This window comes from Pseudomonas sp. LBUM1669 (assembly GCF_059695705.1).
On sequence record NZ_CP166784.1, the window covers coordinates 3,896,772 to 3,914,520 of the forward strand.

The window sequence follows — 17,749 nt, forward strand, 5'->3', positions numbered from 1 at the left end:
CCCTTCGATGACGTCGCTTTATTGGCCCTATTGGCTGGCCCACTACTACAGCTTCCTGGAGTTCTCGACCATCGTGGTCGCGGTGCTGATCCTGATTTCCAGCCTGGATGACCTGTTCATTGACCTGTGGTACTGGTCTCGCCGCCTGTTTCGCAAGTTCACCGCGGACCGAAAATACCGACCGCTGACCGCCGAGCAGTTGATGGCCCGGGACGAACAGCCCCTGGCAATCATGGTCCCGGCCTGGCTGGAATATGACGTCATCGCGCCGATGATCGAAAACATGGTGTCGACCCTCGATTACCAGAACTATGTGGTCTTCGTCGGCACTTACATCAACGACCAGCGCACCATTGATGAAGTGGAACGCATGCGTCGACGCTACAAGCAGCTGCACCGCGTGGAAGTCCCGCATGCCGGGCCGACCTGCAAGGCCGACTGCCTGAACTGGATAATCCAGGCGATCTTCCTGCACGAGAAAACCCACGGCATGACCTTCGCCGGCGTGGTGTTGCACGACAGCGAAGACGTGCTGCACCCGATGGAATTGCGTCTGTTCAATTACTTGCTGCCGCGCAAGGACATGATCCAGTTGCCCGTGGTGTCGCTGGAACGCAACTGGTACGAATGGGTGGCCGGCACCTACATGGACGAATTTGCCGAATGGCACGGCAAGGACCTGGTGGTGCGTGAAAGCATGACCGACACGGTGCCCTCCGCCGGCGTCGGCACCTGTTTTTCCCATCGTGCCCTGCGTGTGCTGGCCGGGGAAACCCAGAATCAGCCGTTCAACACCGACAGCCTCACCGAGGACTACGACGTCGGCGCACGCCTGGCCAAGGTCGGCATGAATGCGATCTTCGTGCGCTTCCCGGTGCAGTTTCGCGTGCTGCGCAAATCCTGGTTTCGCAAGCCTTACGAATCGACCCTGAAGATGCCGTTGTGCGTGCGCGAATTCTTTCCCGATACCTTCCGCACCGCGTTCCGCCAGAAGGCCCGCTGGACACTGGGCATCGGCCTGCAAGGCTGGGAGCAAATGGGCTGGAACGGTTCGCTGGCCAACCGTTATCTGCTGTTTCGTGACCGCAAAGGCGTGGTGACGGCGTTCGTCAGCATCATTGCCTACGTAATTCTGGTGCAGCTGTTGGGCCTGATCATCCTGCGCCAGAGCGGCCTGTGGGACGTGAGTTTCCCCAGGCCGTTCGAAACCAACGGCGTCATCTACTACCTGCTGCTGGCCAACGGTGTCGCGCTGGCCTGGCGCATTGCGCACCGCTGTTATTTCACCACCGTGCTGTACGGCTGGCAGCACGGTTTGCTGTCGATCCCGCGCATGGTGGTGGGCAACTTCGTCAACTTCATGGCCGCGTCACGGGCCTGGCGGATGTTCCTGGTCGGCAAGGTCATGAACCGCAAACTGGTGTGGGACAAGACCATGCACGACTTCCCGTCCACCGACCTGGTCGCTGCCGCCCCGCGCAAGCTGGGCAGCGTGTTGCTGTCCTGGCAGGCAATCAACGAAACCGACCTGCAAAGCGCCCTCGCCGAACAGAAAACCCGGCACATGCCATTGGGGCGGATTTTGCTCAGCAATGGCTGGCTGGACGACGAGACACTGGCCGAAGCCATCGCTTTTCAGAATGACCTGCCGCGGGTGTTCGATGTGGCCCACAAGGCGCAGGCGTCGACCCTTACCCTGGACGATGAATTCGCCCTGCGCTGGCGTGTGGTGCCGGTGGGTTTGAATGCCGACGGCCGAGCACAACTGGCCGTGGCCAGTCCGTTGCCGGCCGAAGGTCTGCAACAAGTCAGCGAGGTGCTGGGCAGCGAAGCGGTGCAGTTGATTGCCCGGGAAAGCGAAATCGTCGCGCAGTTGCGCCTGATGAACGTGCGCGAAGGCCAATCCGTACCGGATGCCCGCGCGCCACTGCTGGGTGATCTGTTGATCGAAATGGGCCTGCTGGATCGCGACGTGTTCAACCGCACCATGTTGCAGTACCGCCCGCAGCGTCACGGACGCATCGGCGACTATCTGGTCGACAGCGGCGTGCTGCCCCGCGCCACCATCGAAAAGGCCGTGGCACGTCAGCACAGCCACTACCCTGCGGAGCTTCCGGCATGAATCGCCCCTTGCTGACCCTCATGGCCACGGGGCTGAGCCTGATACCTGCGCTGGCTCATGCCGAGACGCTGCCATTGCCGTTGACCGGCCCGGCCTATGTCACTGCCAACGAGGCGTACAGTGCCTACGAGCGCAAAGACTACGACCTGGCCATCGCCAAGGCCCGCGAAGCGCTGCGTCAGCGCGCCGACATCACCCGTCTGAACACGCTGATCGTGCTGGCGCAACGGGACAAGGATCTGCGTGATCATCCCAAACGCTACCCGCAGTCGCGTCAGGCGCCCGGCTTTGGCGCCGCGGCCCAGGCCTTCAAGGCCTATGATCGCGATGATTTCGACGCCGCGGCACAGGCGTCACGCAAAGCCATCGCTCAGGCACCCAAGCGCATGGATTATCGATTGCTGTTGATCGAGTCGTTGCAGCGTCAACAACACTTGCAGGACGCGGATCAGGCCACCACCCAGGCACTGGCTGTGTTCCCGGACGACGATACGTTGCTGATGCGCCGCGAAGCGATTCGTCGGCAATTGGCAGCACCGCTGGCGGTCGAAGGTTATCGCGCCCTGGAGCAAGGCCAAGTGCCGTTGGCCGTGGATCAGGCCCGTAAAGCCGTCGCTTGGGCACCGGAGATCGGCGCCAATCAGCAACTGCTGATCAGCGCCCTGCTAGCGGCCAAGGATTTCCGAGGGGCGGAGCTGGCCGCGTCCGGCGCACTGATTCAGGACGATGGGGAAATTGCACCGTGGATTCTGCGCAGCTACGCCCTTGATCGTCAGGGCAAAACAGAGGCAGCCCAGGCTAACCTGAACCAGGCTCTGGCCATCGATGGTCTGCTGGAAACGGAAATCCGCGACATTCGTTTCTTCGCCGCCGACGCCGCGCTGGCTCATGGAGAGCCTCGGCAGGCGCTCGATCAGCTGCAACCTTTGGCCGACGACGAAGGCGGCGAAGTGGCCCGCCGACGCACGGCCGCCAGAATGGCGCTGCGACAGAAAAACAATGGCTTGAACGCTGTCGCCCAGTTCCCGGCCCCGGCCTTGAACTGTCAGGAAACGGCTTTCGGCCTCGTCTGTGATATCTGGCCGGGCAACCAGCGCGACAGCGGAACCGACAAGGCCGGCCAGGCCTACGCCGCACTCGCCAGCAAGGACCCCGCCTCAGCCGTTGTCCTGGCCAACGAAGCCATTGCCCGTGCGCCGCAGAATCCGGCGTACCGACGGTTGCTCGTCAGCGCCCTGAGTGACCAGAAACGAGTGCCCGAAGCCATTGCGGCAGCCAGCGAGGGCCTCAAGCTCACCGGCGATGACGCGCGGCTGCTGGCCCAACGCGGTCGTCTGCGCCAGCAATCGGGTGACGACGCCGGAGCTCGCCAGGACTTTACCCAGGCCTTGGCGCTGGGCAACTTGCCCGCTTACGAAGAAGCCAGTCTGTATAGCGCCATCGGCCAGCGTCGAACCGCTCGCGAACGGCTGCAACAAGCGCGGGACACCGGCGAACTGGAATCGATGAGCGACCTGCAAATCGCTTACTTGTCGGTCCAGGCCGGCGACGATGACGGTGCCCACGCGTCGTTCCGCAAGGCCGATGCCGACACCCGTCTCACCCCGACCGCCACTCAGGATGCCGCCTATAACGCCATGCGGGTCAGCGAGGACGAGCAAGCCGTCAACTACTTCAAGCGTGTCATCGACGCAAACAATGCCGGTGAACTGGACCTGTCCCCGCAGCAGCTGTTCGACACCCGTCGCGCCGTGGCCGATGTCTCGCGCACCTGGGGTTTGACCAACACCACCAGTTATCGCGGCAACAGCACCAGCAGCGGCCTGAGTTCGGCCCCAAGCGGCGGCAATGGCAGCAATGACAGCCTGCAAAACAGCACTGAATTGTCCTGGCGTCCCTTGGGCTACCGCAATGCACGTTTTGTCGAACTCTACGGACGCGTCACCGACACGCTGTGGAGCAAGAACAGCGATTCGGATACCGGTTTCGATGCGCTGCAAGGCGCGGTGGGTCTACGGGTCAAACCCTTCACGTCGCTGAACGTAATGGCCGCCGTCGAGCGCACATTCCCCTTGGGATCGTCGGACGTCGACGGTGACTGGCTGCTGCGTCTGGGCTATGGCGCAAGCATCGGCACTGATCTGCGGGTCGACGCTTCAAGTTGGTGGACTTCGCAGTTGTTCGCCGAAGCCGGACATTACGTCAACGACTCGCGTGACTATTTCAACAGCGAATGGCAGGTCGGCCGCAGCTATGCCATCGGTGGCACAGGCTCGCGCTGGGTGACGTTCCCCCATGTGGTGACCGCGTTCGATTACGACTCGAAGATGAACAGCGGCACCGACTCCGACGGCAAGTCGGACTCATCGTCCGGCAAGGCCGGCGGCATCGGTGTCGGCAACAACGTCCGCTACTGGTTCCGCGAAGATGCGTACAACGCGCCCCGCTCCTATGTCGACTTTTCTTTGCAGTACCGCGTCAAGGTGCTGGGCGATGATCGCGCTCAAGGTGTCTTCGGTCGCCTGACTTACTCCTATTGAGGACTTGCATGAACATTCGATTCTGTTTGTGGCTGGGACTTGGCCTGATCCCGATGTGGGCAAATGCCGCCCCTGAAATTGCCCAGCTGTACGCGCCAAAACTGCCCGAGGGTTCGGCCTGGGTGCGGGTGGTCAACCCTTCCGATACCGCCATGCAGGTCCAGGTGGGCCAGGGCGCGAGTTTCGCCCTTTCCGCCCAGGCCACCGTGGCCAGTCCTTTTCAGGTCGTCGACTCGCGACAGCCGCTGCAAGTGACCGTCAACGGTCGCGAGATACAGGGCCTGAGCACATCGAAAGGTGCATGGGTCACACTGATTCTTGACAGCGACCCGGCACGGACACCCCGCCTGATCATCGATCCACCGCTGCGCGGCAAAGACCTGCGCGCCGAACTCAACGTCTACAACCTGGCCAATGGTTGCGAAAAGGCCGGGGTCAAACTGGCTAACCAAGCCCCGGTGTTCAATCAGGTGCCGTTCAACGGCCAGGCCCAGCGCACGATCAACCCGGTGCAAGCAACGCTGGTTGCCAATTGCGAGCAGAACATCAGCCTGCCGTTCAAGCTGGCACCCTTCAAGGCCGGCGATCGTTACAGCCTGTTCCTGGTCGGTTCCCGGCAGGCTCCACGCCTGATCGGCCTTGTCGACCAGACCGCGCCATGATCCTTCATTTGAAATCTCGCTTGCCGGTTCCCGCCCTGATCGCCGGTCTGTTGTTGAGCCTGTCGGGCACCGGCGTTGAAGCGGCCTCGGCGGTCATCACCGGCGAAGGCGGCTGGCTGTTCCCGGCCTGGGAAAGCTTGAACAAGGTCGACAACCCCGGCACGGCCCGCAACATTGCGCTGGTGAAACAACTCCAGCAGAACCTTGCCCGGGAACACATCAGTCTGGTCGTATTGGTGGTGCCGATGAAAGCGCCGTTTTATGCCGCGCGCCTGCCCGCCAATCAGCCCTTGAGCCCGGCCGTGATGCAGCGCTACGAGCACTTGCAGAGCGACCTGACTCAGGCAGGCCTGACCACGCTGAACATCAAGCCCGTCCTGCAACGCACCGAACATGGCAAACAGACGGCATTTTATCGCGCCGACTACCACTGGACGGCCTGGAGCGCGGAAAACACCGCCGACGCCACGGCGCAACTGATTACCGAGCGTTACCGCCTGCAAGGCGAACCCGGCGGTGGCGCGGCGCTGGGCGAGTGGTTCGACCGACGCGCATTCGGTGATCTGGCGAGCAACTTCCTGCCGGCGATCAAGCGCAAATCGATTGGTCGCGACATCTACACCGTTCGCCATCAGGCACAGAACGACTTGCTGATCGATGACGCACCGGCACCGGTTCAGGTGATCGGCAACAGCTTTGTCCAGCCTTACCTGGGCTTCACGCAAAAGCTTTCCAATGCCCTTGACCGTCCCGTCGCCTTGACCTGGAATCCTGGCGATGTCGGCCCATGGGCTACGCTGTTGCAATACTTGGAGTCTGCGGACTTCGCCCAACACAAACCGCAAGTGATCGTCTGGCAATTCAATGAGGGCCAATTTCACCTCGGCCCCGATGCCGCAGCCCATTGGAACGCCAAAGGTGTCACCTCGCTGAGCCAATGGCATCAGCGCATCAACAAGGCCCTTCCGTGAACATTCTTGGTTACACCGCCAGCCGCGCCACCGTTGCGGGTCTGTTGCTTGCCGTCATTCTCGGCTCCGGGACCGGCGTGCTCTACGTGACGGACAAAAAGGCCCAGACCCCAGGGATCGTCGGCATCGTCTGGCAGCCGGACAACAAGACCGTCGGCATCAACGGCCAATGGGAAAAGCTGGGGGCCCGTGAGTTGCTGGTGCAGTGGACCGTCGTCGACGATCAGGCATTCGTTGCCGGTACCGGCCTGCCCAGCGTACCGGTCCTGCCCGATTGGGCACGCATCGCCAAGGCCCCTTGGGCGCAAGACGTCATCCTCGGACTGGCCGGCTATTTCAGCGAAAACCGCTCACGGGACAACATCGAGCAACTGGCTGCGGTCTCGGAACGCATCGCCAAATTGCCAACGCCCTTGCACGTCACCGGCTGGTATTTCCCCGCCGAAGTCGACCCCAGCTGGACCCGCGCCAAAGAGCTGCCCGCCCTGCTGGCCAAGTTACCGCGACCGTTATGGATCAGCGTGTATGACGGCGCCAACATCGGCCCGGTCGCCACAGCCGAATGGCTCAAGCAGTGGCTGCCGAATGACATTGGCGTGTTCTTTCAGGACGGCGTCGGTGTCTACGCCCGCACCGCTCCGGTCGCCAGGACCTACGCCGACGCCTTGCGCCAGCGTCTGGGCAAAGACCGGGTACGAATCATCGTGGAAGCCTTTCGGCCCAACTTCGGTGGCGGTTTCCGCTCCGCGACCGCCGCCGAGCTCAAGCCGCAATTGGCGGCCTATGACGGTTACCCGCTGTACCTGTTCGACGGACCGCACTACGTGACGCCTGAGCTGGTGGAGCAACTGGCGCGATAACGTAGACCAATCAGCGTCAGGTTGGGTTAGCCCTTGACCGCCGCTTCGATCGCCGCGACGTCGATTTTCCCCATCTGCATCATGGCGTCGAACGCGCGCTTGGCCGCCGCTTGATCAGGATGGTTGATGGCGTCCGTCAGGACGCGTGGCGTGATCTGCCACGACAGTCCCCATTTGTCCTGGCACCAGCCGCAGACGTTTTCCTGGCCGCCGTTTCCGACAATCGCGCTCCACAAGCGGTCCGTTTCAGCCTGGTCGTCGGTCGCCACCTGAAACGAGAACGCCTCGTTGTGCTTGACCCCCGAGCCCCCGTTCAGGCCGAGACACGGAATGCCCATTACCGTGAATTCGACCGTCAACACATCGCCCTGCTTGCCCGCCGGATAGTCGCCAGGCGCGCGAAGGATTGTGCCCACCGCGCTGTCGGGAAACGTCTTGGCGTAGAACGTCGCGGCGTCCAGCGCGGCGCCGTCGTACCAGAGGCAAATCGTGTTTTTGCTGACCATTCTGGTTCTCCAACAATGGGGAAGGAATGATCATTCTAGTTGGCTGATGACTGAAAGCTCGGCTCAGCGCAAACCGCTGACGTGGCGCGAAGTTTAGGCAGCCCCAGAAGCACGATCACCACCATGACCATCCCCGCGACAATGGCCACACCGAACCCTGCCCGTGCGCCATAGGCGTCGATGACCAGGCCCGCGAGTACGCCACCGAGCGCCACGCCGATGCTGATGCCCGTCGTCATCCACGTCAGGCCTTCGGTGATCCTGGACGGTGGAACGATGATGGTGCCGAGGTTCATGACGACAACCATTGTTGGCGCGAATGACATGCCTGCCACAAACAGCATCAAGGAAAGGATGTAGACGTCCGGCGAGAAAATGGGCAATACGGCTGTGACCGCCGTGACCAGTACTCCAACGAAGAATTGCTTTTCAATCGACAAGGAGACCCTCAACGCGCCGAACGTCAGGCCGGCGATCATTGAGCCGAGCGCATAGGCTGCCAGGATGAAGCTGGCGGACGCTGGCCAGTCTTGTGCGTTGGCGAAGGCCACGACGGCCACATCGATTGATCCGCCAATCACCCCCATCGCCAGCAGCGCCAGGACGATGGTGCGAAGGCCCGGGATCAGCAGGGTCGAACCTGCGCTCTTCTTGCTGCCGACAACCACCTTCGGTTCTGTCTGCCGTTGCAGCAGAAAAGCCGTCACGCCGATGACCAGCAGCAAGACGGCAACCAACGGTCCGGCTTCGGCGAAGAAACGGGTACTCAAACCAATGGCCAGGGGTGGGCCGATAATAAAGGCCAGCTCAGTGATAACCGTGTCCAGGGAAAAGGCCGTGTGCAAATGCCGCTTGCCACGGAACAGCTGTGTCCAGCGTGCTCTTATCATCGCGGGCATGCTGGGCATCGTACCCGCCAGTGCCGCAAGAATGAAAAGCAGTACCGACGGAGCCCTCATGTAGACCGCGATAATCAGCGCCAGCAACATACCGACGCTGAACGCCGTCACAAGGGGCAGAACCCGACTCTGCCCCCGCTGATCAACAAGTTTCGATACTTGCGGGCCGATCAGCGCGCTGGCTAACGTAAAAGTGCCCGCGACCGAGCCGGCCAGCCAATACAGACCTGTCTGCTGCACCAACATGATAATGATGCCGATGCCGATCATTGCCTGGGGCAAACGGGCAATGGAACTCGCGATCACCAACCCCATGACGCCTGGGGTAGTGAGCAGTTCGCGGTAGGGATTTGCCATGGTTTCTCCGTTTTATTATTCAAAGCAGATGTGTTTCCCGCTGCGCGCAATGCAAACTATGAGGGCGGGTTATCGAAAGATGAAAGTGCACTTCACTAAGTAGATAAGCGGATAGTTACAACGCGCAACAGAACCCTCTCGCATGCAGTGGAATAGCGCAAGCATTGTTATTGCGAAATCACTCGAGTGATGCCGCTCGCACAGATACCGAATCAAACAATGAATCGAAGATAGATAAATAACTTTTTCCTGCATCCTTGCCTCCCAGAAGTGAGCAACATCACTTCCATTGATTGATTGCTCCTACATCATGCAAGTGCAAACCCAACTATCAGATCAAACAATGATGCGGGTCTATATTCAGAAAGAACATTCAAGTTACAGCGCTGAAAATCATCGAAACCAAGGGTCTACCCCTGACACATCGAAGTCAACATCGCTTCACCGCGGTACTCAATGAAAGCCCGACCCATCCAGCCGGGCTTTTCATGCGCAAAAATAAATCAGTCCCCGATCAAGGACCGACTGATCTTGTAAACAAAACTCGGCGCCTGCCCTGGTACGTCATCCAGCACATCGACACGTTGCATGCCGATCTTTTCCAGTACACCTATCGAGGCGGTGTGGGCAGGCCTGACCAGCGCAAAAACATCCGACACCTTCAGCTCATCGAATCCATATTCAAGCGCCGCCCTGCTCAACTCGGTCGCATAGCCCTGGCCCCAGGCGCCCACGGCCAAACGATAACCGAGGTTCAGCCGCTCGACTTCACCAAACTTGCGCAGACCAATCCCGCCGAAACCGAGAACGCAATCCGGAGAAGCACGGGTGGCAATGGTCCACAGCCCGCAACCGTGTAGGGTCCAGTGGCGAATCCAGTCTTCCAGCAGCGTTTCAGCCTGGCCAATCACGGTCAAAGGCCCGGCCGGGTTGTATTGGTTCGTGGCTGGGTCGCCGTAGATAGCAAACAGGCTGGCCAGGTCTTCGGTTCGAGGCGGCCTCAACAGCAATCGCGAGGTGGTTCGTTGCATCGATATTTTTATCCTTGGCGAACGTCGGGAGCCCTACTGTGGCTGAAAGGTCTGAAGATACGCCAACAGGTTTTCGATCTTTTCCGGATCGCTGAGTCCCCAGAAAATCATGCGAGTGCCGGGCACCACTTCCTTCGGCGCTTCAAGGTACGCGGTCAGGGTTTCGCGGGTCCACACGATGCCGGCCGATTTCATGGCGTCGGAATATTGATAATCCGTGCTGCTGCCAGACATGCGCCCAAAAATGCCATTGAGTTGTGGCCCGAACGAACCTCGCGCCGACTTCCCGACCTGATGGCAGCCGCCGCATATCCGCTTGAACAGTGTCGCGCCCGCTTCAGCATCGCCGGCCGCTCGTGCTGGCGCGCTGAAACATCCGGCAGTGAGCACCAAGGCCAGGGTGAGTGCTGCGGCTTTCTTCATGTCCTGCTCCAAAACAGCGGTGGCAGGTTTGTGGCGCTGGCGGCGAAACATTGGCCCGCCTGTAAACGAGTGACGTACATACATGATCCAATTGCGCTTTTCGCATGAAAAAAGTCATTTGCGCACCTACCTTACCTGATCCCTTCTCCCTAAAGTGCACCGGTCATTCAACCATCGGCGTACTTATGAATCTCTGGTTCCGACTGTTTCTCATGCTGTTTCGTCGTCCGTGGCGCAAGCCGGTTGATGCCTTGGCCACTACCGTCATCCGCCTGCGTGTCTGGCCGCTGGATCTCGACCTCAACCGCCACGTGACCAATGGCCGCTATTTCACCCTGGCCGACCTGGGACGCATGGACTACGTGCTGCGTAGCGGCGCATTCCGGGTGGCGCTGCGCAACAAAGCGGTGCCGATCGTTGGCGATACCTGGGGCAAATTCCGTCGTGAGCTGAAGCTGTTCGAAGCGTTCGAGATTCACACCCGGATGCTGGGCTGGGACGATAAGTGGAGCTTTATGGAGCACCGCTTCGTGAGCAAGGGACGCGTGGTCGGCGTCGTCGTGATGCGCGGCCTGTTCCGCGCAGGCAAAGGCACGGTCGCCCCCGGCGAGTTCGCCCGGGAACTGGGCCTGGCGGAGCAATCGCCGCCGATGCCGCAGTGGCTGACAGACTGGTCGCAAAGCTGCAACGACATGAGCCGTGAGCTTCGAGAGGAAGAAGGCCAGCCTGCCCGACGCCCGCAGGCAGTCGAGGAAGTTTGAGGCTCCGCTGACAGCGGCAAGCGCAGCCTCTATCCTGTGCCCCCTGCGATTTCACCGGAGAACCCTGTGCCCCCCCTGACCGCCCGCGAGGTTTACCAGCAGTTGCGCGACGCCGCGCTGGACGTTCGGCCTCTGATACGGCTCGACGAACAACCCGAGCCCGGCCACGTGCACGTCGATATCGAAGGCTGGCGCCTGAGCCTCGGTGTCGATGGCGCCCGTCTGCTGCATTGCCAACGTTGCCGGGCCCCGGACGGCCGCGAGGGTGAACTCGACAGTTGGCAGCGTTACGGCACAGGCCCAGTCAGTTTGCTCAGCACCTGGGAGCTGGCGCAGATCGAGCGCTTGCTGTGCCTTCAGCACCAGCCTTAAAGATCAACGATCACCGTCCCGGCAATGCTCTCGGCAAACTCCACACCGAACAGACGACCCGGCGTTTCGAACCCGCAACGCCGCTCCCCGGCTAACACGCGTCGCGCGGCTTCCACTGCGGCCAATGGTGTGTAGGAGTAGCCGTTGAGGGTCTCGATCACCGACCGCGCAACCTGCCCATCGGCCCCCGTCACCTCGGCAACTGCACGGGCCCGATGCGACAGGCGCTCTTGCTCGCTGGGGCCATCGGGGAGTTGGGACAAGTCGCCCTCGGGGAACGCGTCACCGCTGATGTGCACGAACATCGCGATGTTCGCAATACCCGTTGAGTGCCCACCGGTGACCAGGTCACCGAACGACAGCGGCGCGCAGAGCACAGGCCCGGTGCCGAAATCGAAGTGACGCGGTTGCGCATCCGGCGCAGGAACGAGTACGCCGTCGACCCGCGCCATCAATCCCGCACCGATGATCTCGCCGACGCTATTGGCCGATCCGCGGGACATGGAGCCAGCGACCTGCAGCGCGATCCGTAGCGACTGCGGCTGTTCGACACGGCGGGCAACGTGCAGAGCGAGGCAGTCCGTGGGGACCACGTCCCAGCCGACGCCAGGCAACAGCATCACGCCGGCGTTCTCGCCCAACCGCTCCGCCAGGCGATAAACGTTGATTTCGGCGGTGATGTCGAGGTAATCGACCCCGGCCTCGATGCAGGCCCGCATCAAGGGTTCTGCGGTCAGCACAAAAGGGCCGGCGCAGTTCAACAGGACGGTGACGCCGCTCAGCGCTTGCACCGTTTGAGCGTCTGGCGAGAAGGCGCGATAAGGCACGCTCAGTTGCCGGGCAAGCGCCGCCACGCTTGTCTCGTCACGTCCGGCGATTTCGAAGTCCAGCCCGGCAGCCTTCGCCTGCGCCGCGACCATTCGACCGGTGTACCCGGTTGCGCCATAAATCAGAAGTCTGCTCATTGTGGGTGCTGCCAGTTTTTATAGACGAATTCGAGGCTGTACCCATCCAGGTCCAGGACGTTGGCCGCGTAATAATTCGGGTCGTAATGCAACCGTGCGCCGGGAGCGCCGTTGTCGGTAGCGCCTGCTTTCATCGCCGCGGCATAGGCCGCATCGACCTCGCCCCTGCTCTTGGCGACAAACCCGACATGCGCAGCCCGGCCCTCGACCACGCCTTCACGCAGCCAGAAAAACACCCGGCCTTGCGCGCCGAAACCCTTGAGGTCCGGGTGGCCCGGGGGGCCATCCTTGCCGTCGTAATCCAGCCGGTCAGTGATGCCGAGCGGTGAGAGCGCCGCGATGTAAAAATTGACGGAGCGTTGGGTGTCGCGGACTGAAATAAAAACATGATCAAGCATGGGATGCGCCTCGCTGATTCAAATGATGTAGCCGCCGGAAACCTCAATGGATTGCGCGTTGACCCAGGCACTTTCTTCGGACATCAGCGTGGCGATCACTCGACCGACGTCGTCCGGTTCGCCGACGCGACCGAGCGCCGTTTGCGAGGCCAGCAGCGTCTCGAACTCTTCGCTCAAGCCGCCGCCCAGTTCGGTGCTAATGGCGCCGGGCGAGACAGCATTGGCACGGATGCGCCGCTCACCAAACTCCTTGGCCATGTAACGGGTCAGTACTTCCAGCCCGCCCTTGAAAGCCGCATAAGGCGCCACGCCTGCGGTGACCACCCGTGTCGTCGCGCTGGTCAGGTTGACGATGCTCGCGCCCTCCTCCATCAGCGGCAACAAGGCCTGGGTCAGGAAGAACGGGCCTTTGAGGTGAACGTTCATCAGGTCGTCGAACTGCGCCTCGGTGGCCGTCTCAAGCGGATTGAACAGGCCGTGGCCGGCATTGTTGACCAGACCGCCCAGGGTGGTGGTTTGCCAGTTCGATTGCAGCGCCTGCCGTACTGCCTCGACGAACACGCCGAAGGTTCCGGCATGGCTGACATCCAGTTCGAGGGCGACGGCATTGCCGCCCTCGGACCTGATGCGCTGAACAACCGAATCGGCCGCTTGCACGTTGCTCTTGTAGGTCAGGATGACGCCCATTCCGCGCCGGGCACATTGCACTGCGGCGCTGGCACCGATGCCTCGACTGCCGCCGGTGATGACGATAACGCTCATGGCTTGCTCCACTGTTAATCAGATGAGCAATCACGGTAACCCTACACCTTCGGGCGAGCGCAGCCGTTACTACTCCAATCCTGCCTGTTTCTGCTTTTCGCTTGCGTCGTGCGCCACCCTGCGGTCAGATGTCTCCCCATGGAAAATCAACTGCATGAACTCAGAGCCCTCGCCGCCAGGGCCGAAAACAGGCTTACAGAGACTGGCATTGCGCGCGTGGCCATGGTTCAGGGTGCGATTCCCGAGCATCAGTTGGCCGCGGTCTATGAGCCGATGATCAACCTGATCCTGCAAGGCAGTAAGACCATCACCGTCGGCGATCGCACACTGCGGTATGACCCGGCGACTTATTTCGTGATGTCGATCGACCTGCCTGCGGTCGGCAGTGTGCACCCGGCCACGTCCGGCGAACCGTACCTCGCCGTCGCCTTGACGCTGGACCCTGCCGTTCTGGCGACGTTGCTGACGGACCTGCCAAAACCTGCCGCACCGCCTGAACAGGAGGCCGGTTTTTCCGTGGCCCCAGTCACGCCCGAACTGATGGATGCTTGGGTGCGCATGCTGCGATTGATGGACCGGCCGGCGGACATCGCGGCGCTGAGCCCGGTTTACGAGCGGGGGATTCTCTACCGGGTTTTGCAAGGACCGCACGGCTGGATGCTGCGCGAAATTGCCGCGCCCGATACGGCCATGGCCCGTGTAAGCCTCGCCATCCAGTGGATCCGCCACGCCTTCGCCGAGCCGCTGCGGGTCGAAGAAATGGCCCGGAAAGCGTCGATGAGCGTGTCTGCGTTCCACCGCCATTTCAAAGCCGTCACCACGTTAAGCCCCTTGCAGTATCAAAAACGCGTGCGGTTGCTCCAGGCGCGGACCTTGTTGGTGGCGAATGCTAAAAGCGTCACCAACGCCGCGTTCGATGTCGGCTATGAAAGCGCCACTCAATTCAGCCGGGATTATGCCCGCGTCTTCGGTTTGCCTCCGGCCCGGGATGCGGCGCGGATTCTCGCGCAAATGCGCGGTCGTACCGACTGAGGGCGCTTCAGTCCGACTTGTACCACTGACTCTGTTTCACGTCATCGCGCTGGCGAATGCGGGTACCGATCAATGGCCATGAAAGCGCCGCCACTGGCACCCACCCGACCATTGCGCATACCATGCTGCGACCTCAAACCGTCAGGTGTCGCCCATGATCAAAGCCAGTTTGCGAAGCCACCTGACTCTCTGGTTTGCCGGTTTGTCGCTGCTCACGCTGGTGAGTGTGGGTTTCTACGTGGGCCACATCGCCACCGAGCAGATGAAGCAGGCCAGCGGCAATGCGTTGTTGAGCACGGCAAGGTCGGCGGCCGAGCTGTTGGGCGCGCAACTGCATGAGCGTCAGCTCGAAGTGTCCCTGCTCAGTCGAGCGCCGTTTTTCAAGCATGGCGACCTGGACGATCCGGATATCTTGTCGTCGATGGAGTTGCGTTCGCAGTCCCGCGCCGAGTACGCCTGGATGGGCGTGGCTGACGCCAACGGGCGTGTACGGCAAGCCGTGAACGGCCTTCTGGTGAATCAATCGGTGAAGGAGCGCCCCTGGTTCCAGGCCGGGTTGCGCGGCGCCTATACCGGCGATCCTCATGAAGCAGTCTTGCTGGCCAAACTGCTGCAGGGAACCGCCGGTGGCGAGCCTTTGCGCTTCATCGATTTCGCCGCGCCGATCCGCAATGCCAAAGGCCAGGTGATCGGTGTGCTGGGCGCGCATGCCCATTGGAGCTGGGTCACGCGGATTGTTGACGCAGCGGTGCTGCGCAAGGACATGACGCCCGAAGTGGAGGCACTGATCGTCGACCACGACGGCAAAGTGCTCTACCCGGAAGCACTCATGGGGCAACGCGTGGCGAACATGCCGGTCGCCCGGGGAAACCATTCCGATACCGCAGACTGGTCAGTCGGCAACGGTTACCTGACCAGCGTCGTCGCGGTGCCCACGCCCTTGAGCACGGACCTTACGTGGTACATCGCGGTCCGCCAGCCACTGGATATCGCGCTTCAACCCGCACGTATTTTGTTTTACAAATTGCTGGTGCTGGGGGTGATTGCTGCGGTCGTGTTCGGCCTGGTGGCGTACTACCTGGCGCTGTACCTCAGTCGCCCGATCGAGCAGCTGGCAAAGTCGGCCAAACAGGTTCAGAACCAACAGCCCGGGGTGACCTTCCCCCGTGATCATTCGGTGCGAGAAATTGCCCAGCTGGGCCAGTCCCTCCAGGGCATGACGGAGTCCTTGCTCGGCAAGGAGCGCGAATTGCAGGAAGCCAATGCGTCGCTGGAAGCCACGGTCGCGCAACGCACCGCCGCCCTCACCCAGGCCAATGCCGACTTGTTGAAACTGGCCACCCACGACGCACTGACCGGCGTGTACAACCGGCGCCGATTCGACGAGAAACTGGATGAGTGCAACCTGCTGTTTCAACGCACCGGACGGCCCTTCGCGTTGCTATTCATCGACGCCGACCACTTCAAGCAGATCAACGACACTCACGGCCATGCAATCGGCGATGAAGTCCTGCACCAACTCGCCCGACTGATTGAGGACAACACCCGCGCCACCGACTTCGTGGCCCGCTACGGGGGCGAGGAGTTTGCGGTGCTGTTACCGGAAGTCGAGGAACCGGAGAGCCCCGAGGTCGTTGCCGAGAAGATTCGCGCTGCGATTGCCGAGGCTACTTTTGCTTCGGTCGGGCACGTTACGGTGAGTATCGGCATCGGCCTGGCCGAGTCATCGGACAGTAATACGACCGCGCTGATCAAACGCGCCGATCAGCAGCTTTATCAGGCGAAGTGGTCGGGAAGGAATCGGGTGGCGCAGCAAGCCAGAGTGACGGAACGCCAATGACCTCCAGCTTCCACTGATGAAAACCCGGTTAAACCGCAAGGCTATTCACTTAAGAAAATCTTCAGCTGAGCAAAAACCTGTGGCGAGGGGATTTATCCCCGTTGGGTTGCGAAGCAGCCCCAAGATCTCGGCACTGTCGAAGATTTTGGGAGCGCTTCGCACTCCAACGGGGATAAATCCCCACGCCACAATTGCGCATCCGCAATCAAGACCGGGTATTGGGCTTACTGAACGTTTTTCAGCTTGACCACATCACCGGAGATCTTGGTGGTGTAACCGGTCAGGACCCAGGCCCAGAACCAGTTTTCCTGCACCTGGGTGTTGATCATCGCGTCGCCGCCCTTGGCTTTGATCGCCGCGTTCTGAGCGCGAACAAAACGGTTGTTCTGCTGGATCGGGATCACGCCGAACAGCAGCAGGCCCGTGGCGCTCGCTTCACTGTGGCCCAAGACGGTGTACTGGCTGCTTTCATAGTGCTGGGTATTCATCGGCGTGCCGGTGCAACCCGCCAAAACCAGACCGAACAGCGCAACCGCGACAACTTTACTAACGTACTTCACTGAAAAAACTCCATGAGATAGTGCCCGGGATCCGTCTCTCGGGCGGCGCACACTCTAACGGATGAGATGGCCAATTGGTATCAGCTAAAGCAGGTGATTTTCCGCCCCTTGGTTGGCGGTGGCTTTTGGTCGATAGGGTGAAACGTCGCGCCTCAGCTCTGAGTTATCGCAGCCGGTGAATGCGCAGTTGAAACAGGCTCGTCGTCCAGCTTGATAAACATTGCCAGCATCGGCCCCATCCGCCGCCATGGGGATTGAAATGGCATAACCTTAGAGATTGACTCACTGAACGGCATTAGTTCTTTGCTCATTTCGCCGGTTTGGCACGCGCGGCCGCTCGCGAGGTGTTGAGCGCGACGGCAGCGTTAATCAACGCCCTCAACGCTTTCTCATTAATCTCATCCTCTTCATGCACATCTATCGCCCGTCGCGTATTGCCTTCAAGACTCGCGTTGAAAAGCCCCGAAGGATCCTCCAGCGACGCCCCCTTGGCGAAGGTCATCTTCACAGCGTTCTTCTACGTCTCGCCGGTGCAGATGATGCCGGTATGCGATCACACCGGAACGCCCCACCAATCACTCAACTCCTTGATCCTCGCGTCTATCAGCGAAGAGGCCTCTTCACCCTGTCCGTCCTTCGCGCCGATCGTTTCCTTTTTCATCGGGTTGCCGCTCCTTCAGGATGGTGT

At 61.0% G+C, this 17,749-nt stretch carries 17 protein-coding genes and 1 pseudogene; 9 read left to right on the forward strand and 9 right to left on the reverse strand.

Features of this window, described 5'->3' with window-relative positions; genetic code table 11:
• Positions 1-7: 7 nt before the first annotated feature.
• The 5 genes from ACA051_RS18130 to ACA051_RS18150 are packed head-to-tail and all read left to right on the forward strand — an operon-like array spanning position 8 to position 7,155.
• Positions 8-2,122 (forward strand): glycosyl transferase family protein, encoded by a 2,115-nt coding sequence (locus ACA051_RS18130; RefSeq protein ID WP_497371236.1) that lies wholly within the window; start codon positions 8-10, stop codon positions 2,120-2,122.
• Positions 2,119-4,662 carry an NfrA family protein gene (locus ACA051_RS18135; RefSeq protein ID WP_497371238.1) on the forward strand — a complete coding sequence of 848 codons (2,544 nt, stop codon included), beginning with the start codon at positions 2,119-2,121 and terminating at the stop codon, positions 4,660-4,662. Before ACA051_RS18130 ends, ACA051_RS18135 begins: the two co-directional genes overlap by 4 nt.
• An 8-nt stretch (positions 4,663-4,670) precedes the next feature.
• On the forward strand, positions 4,671-5,324 hold the full coding sequence (locus ACA051_RS18140; protein ID WP_497371240.1) for an alginate O-acetyltransferase AlgF: 654 nt from the start codon (positions 4,671-4,673) through the stop codon (positions 5,322-5,324).
• Positions 5,321-6,295 (forward strand): alginate O-acetyltransferase AlgX-related protein, encoded by a 975-nt coding sequence (locus ACA051_RS18145; RefSeq protein ID WP_497371242.1) that lies wholly within the window; start codon positions 5,321-5,323, stop codon positions 6,293-6,295. The genes ACA051_RS18140 and ACA051_RS18145 overlap by 4 nt, the downstream gene beginning before the upstream one ends.
• Positions 6,292-7,155 (forward strand): alpha-amylase family protein, encoded by an 864-nt coding sequence (locus tag ACA051_RS18150; RefSeq protein WP_497303701.1) that lies wholly within the window; start codon positions 6,292-6,294, stop codon positions 7,153-7,155. The genes ACA051_RS18145 and ACA051_RS18150 overlap by 4 nt, the downstream gene beginning before the upstream one ends.
• A 26-nt stretch (positions 7,156-7,181) precedes the next feature.
• Here ACA051_RS18150 and ACA051_RS18155 read toward each other — a convergent pair whose 3' ends face one another.
• The 4 genes from ACA051_RS18155 to ACA051_RS18170 form a co-directional block, all read right to left on the reverse strand.
• Positions 7,182-7,661 carry a VOC family protein gene (locus ACA051_RS18155; RefSeq protein ID WP_497303702.1) on the reverse strand — a complete coding sequence of 160 codons (480 nt, stop codon included), beginning with the start codon at positions 7,659-7,661 and terminating at the stop codon, positions 7,182-7,184.
• A 35-nt stretch (positions 7,662-7,696) separates the two neighbouring features.
• A complete protein-coding gene (locus tag ACA051_RS18160; protein ID WP_497371244.1) occupies positions 7,697-8,917 on the reverse strand; it encodes an MFS transporter in 1,221 nt (406 codons plus the stop codon).
• Between the two features lie 503 nt (positions 8,918-9,420).
• Positions 9,421-9,948 (reverse strand): GNAT family N-acetyltransferase, encoded by a 528-nt coding sequence (locus ACA051_RS18165; RefSeq protein WP_497303706.1) that lies wholly within the window; start codon positions 9,946-9,948, stop codon positions 9,421-9,423.
• Between the two features lie 33 nt (positions 9,949-9,981).
• On the reverse strand, positions 9,982-10,371 hold the full coding sequence (locus ACA051_RS18170; RefSeq protein WP_497303708.1) for a c-type cytochrome: 390 nt from the start codon (positions 10,369-10,371) through the stop codon (positions 9,982-9,984).
• 185 nt (positions 10,372-10,556) lie between these two features.
• On the opposite strand from ACA051_RS18170, the gene ACA051_RS18175 reads away from it, so the two are divergent.
• Positions 10,557-11,132 (forward strand): thioesterase family protein, encoded by a 576-nt coding sequence (locus tag ACA051_RS18175; RefSeq protein ID WP_497303710.1) that lies wholly within the window; start codon positions 10,557-10,559, stop codon positions 11,130-11,132.
• A gap of 66 nt (positions 11,133-11,198) precedes the next feature.
• Positions 11,199-11,504 carry a DUF7693 family protein gene (locus tag ACA051_RS18180; RefSeq protein ID WP_497371246.1) on the forward strand — a complete coding sequence of 102 codons (306 nt, stop codon included), beginning with the start codon at positions 11,199-11,201 and terminating at the stop codon, positions 11,502-11,504.
• Here ACA051_RS18180 and ACA051_RS18185 read toward each other — a convergent pair.
• The 3 genes from ACA051_RS18185 to ACA051_RS18195 are packed head-to-tail and all read right to left on the reverse strand — an operon-like array spanning position 11,501 to position 13,629.
• Positions 11,501-12,469, reverse strand: coding sequence for a saccharopine dehydrogenase family protein (locus ACA051_RS18185; protein WP_497303714.1), 969 nt, complete (start codon positions 12,467-12,469; stop codon positions 11,501-11,503). The genes ACA051_RS18180 and ACA051_RS18185 overlap by 4 nt on opposite strands.
• Positions 12,466-12,867, reverse strand: a complete 402-nt coding sequence (locus ACA051_RS18190; protein WP_497371248.1) for a VOC family protein — start codon at positions 12,865-12,867, stop codon at positions 12,466-12,468. The genes ACA051_RS18185 and ACA051_RS18190 overlap by 4 nt, the downstream gene beginning before the upstream one ends.
• A gap of 18 nt (positions 12,868-12,885) precedes the next feature.
• Entirely contained in the window at positions 12,886-13,629 is a 744-nt protein-coding gene (locus tag ACA051_RS18195; RefSeq protein WP_497371250.1) for an SDR family NAD(P)-dependent oxidoreductase, read from the reverse strand.
• A gap of 138 nt (positions 13,630-13,767) precedes the next feature.
• Between ACA051_RS18195 and ACA051_RS18200 the strand changes: the two genes are divergently transcribed.
• Positions 13,768-14,661, forward strand: a complete 894-nt coding sequence (locus ACA051_RS18200) for an AraC family transcriptional regulator (protein WP_497371252.1) — start codon at positions 13,768-13,770, stop codon at positions 14,659-14,661.
• A 154-nt stretch (positions 14,662-14,815) separates the two neighbouring features.
• Positions 14,816-16,501: a diguanylate cyclase gene (locus tag ACA051_RS18205; RefSeq protein ID WP_497303720.1), complete on the forward strand. Its 1,686-nt coding sequence runs from the start codon at positions 14,816-14,818 to the stop codon at positions 16,499-16,501.
• Positions 16,502-16,725: 224 nt separating this feature from the next.
• On the opposite strand, the gene ACA051_RS18210 is transcribed toward ACA051_RS18205, so the two are convergent.
• Positions 16,726-17,061 carry a hypothetical protein gene (locus tag ACA051_RS18210; protein ID WP_010459119.1) on the reverse strand — a complete coding sequence of 112 codons (336 nt, stop codon included), beginning with the start codon at positions 17,059-17,061 and terminating at the stop codon, positions 16,726-16,728.
• A 307-nt stretch (positions 17,062-17,368) separates the two neighbouring features.
• Positions 17,369-17,722 (reverse strand): annotated as a pseudogene (locus ACA051_RS18215) (DUF1801 domain-containing protein).
• Positions 17,723-17,749: the final 27 nt, after the last annotated feature.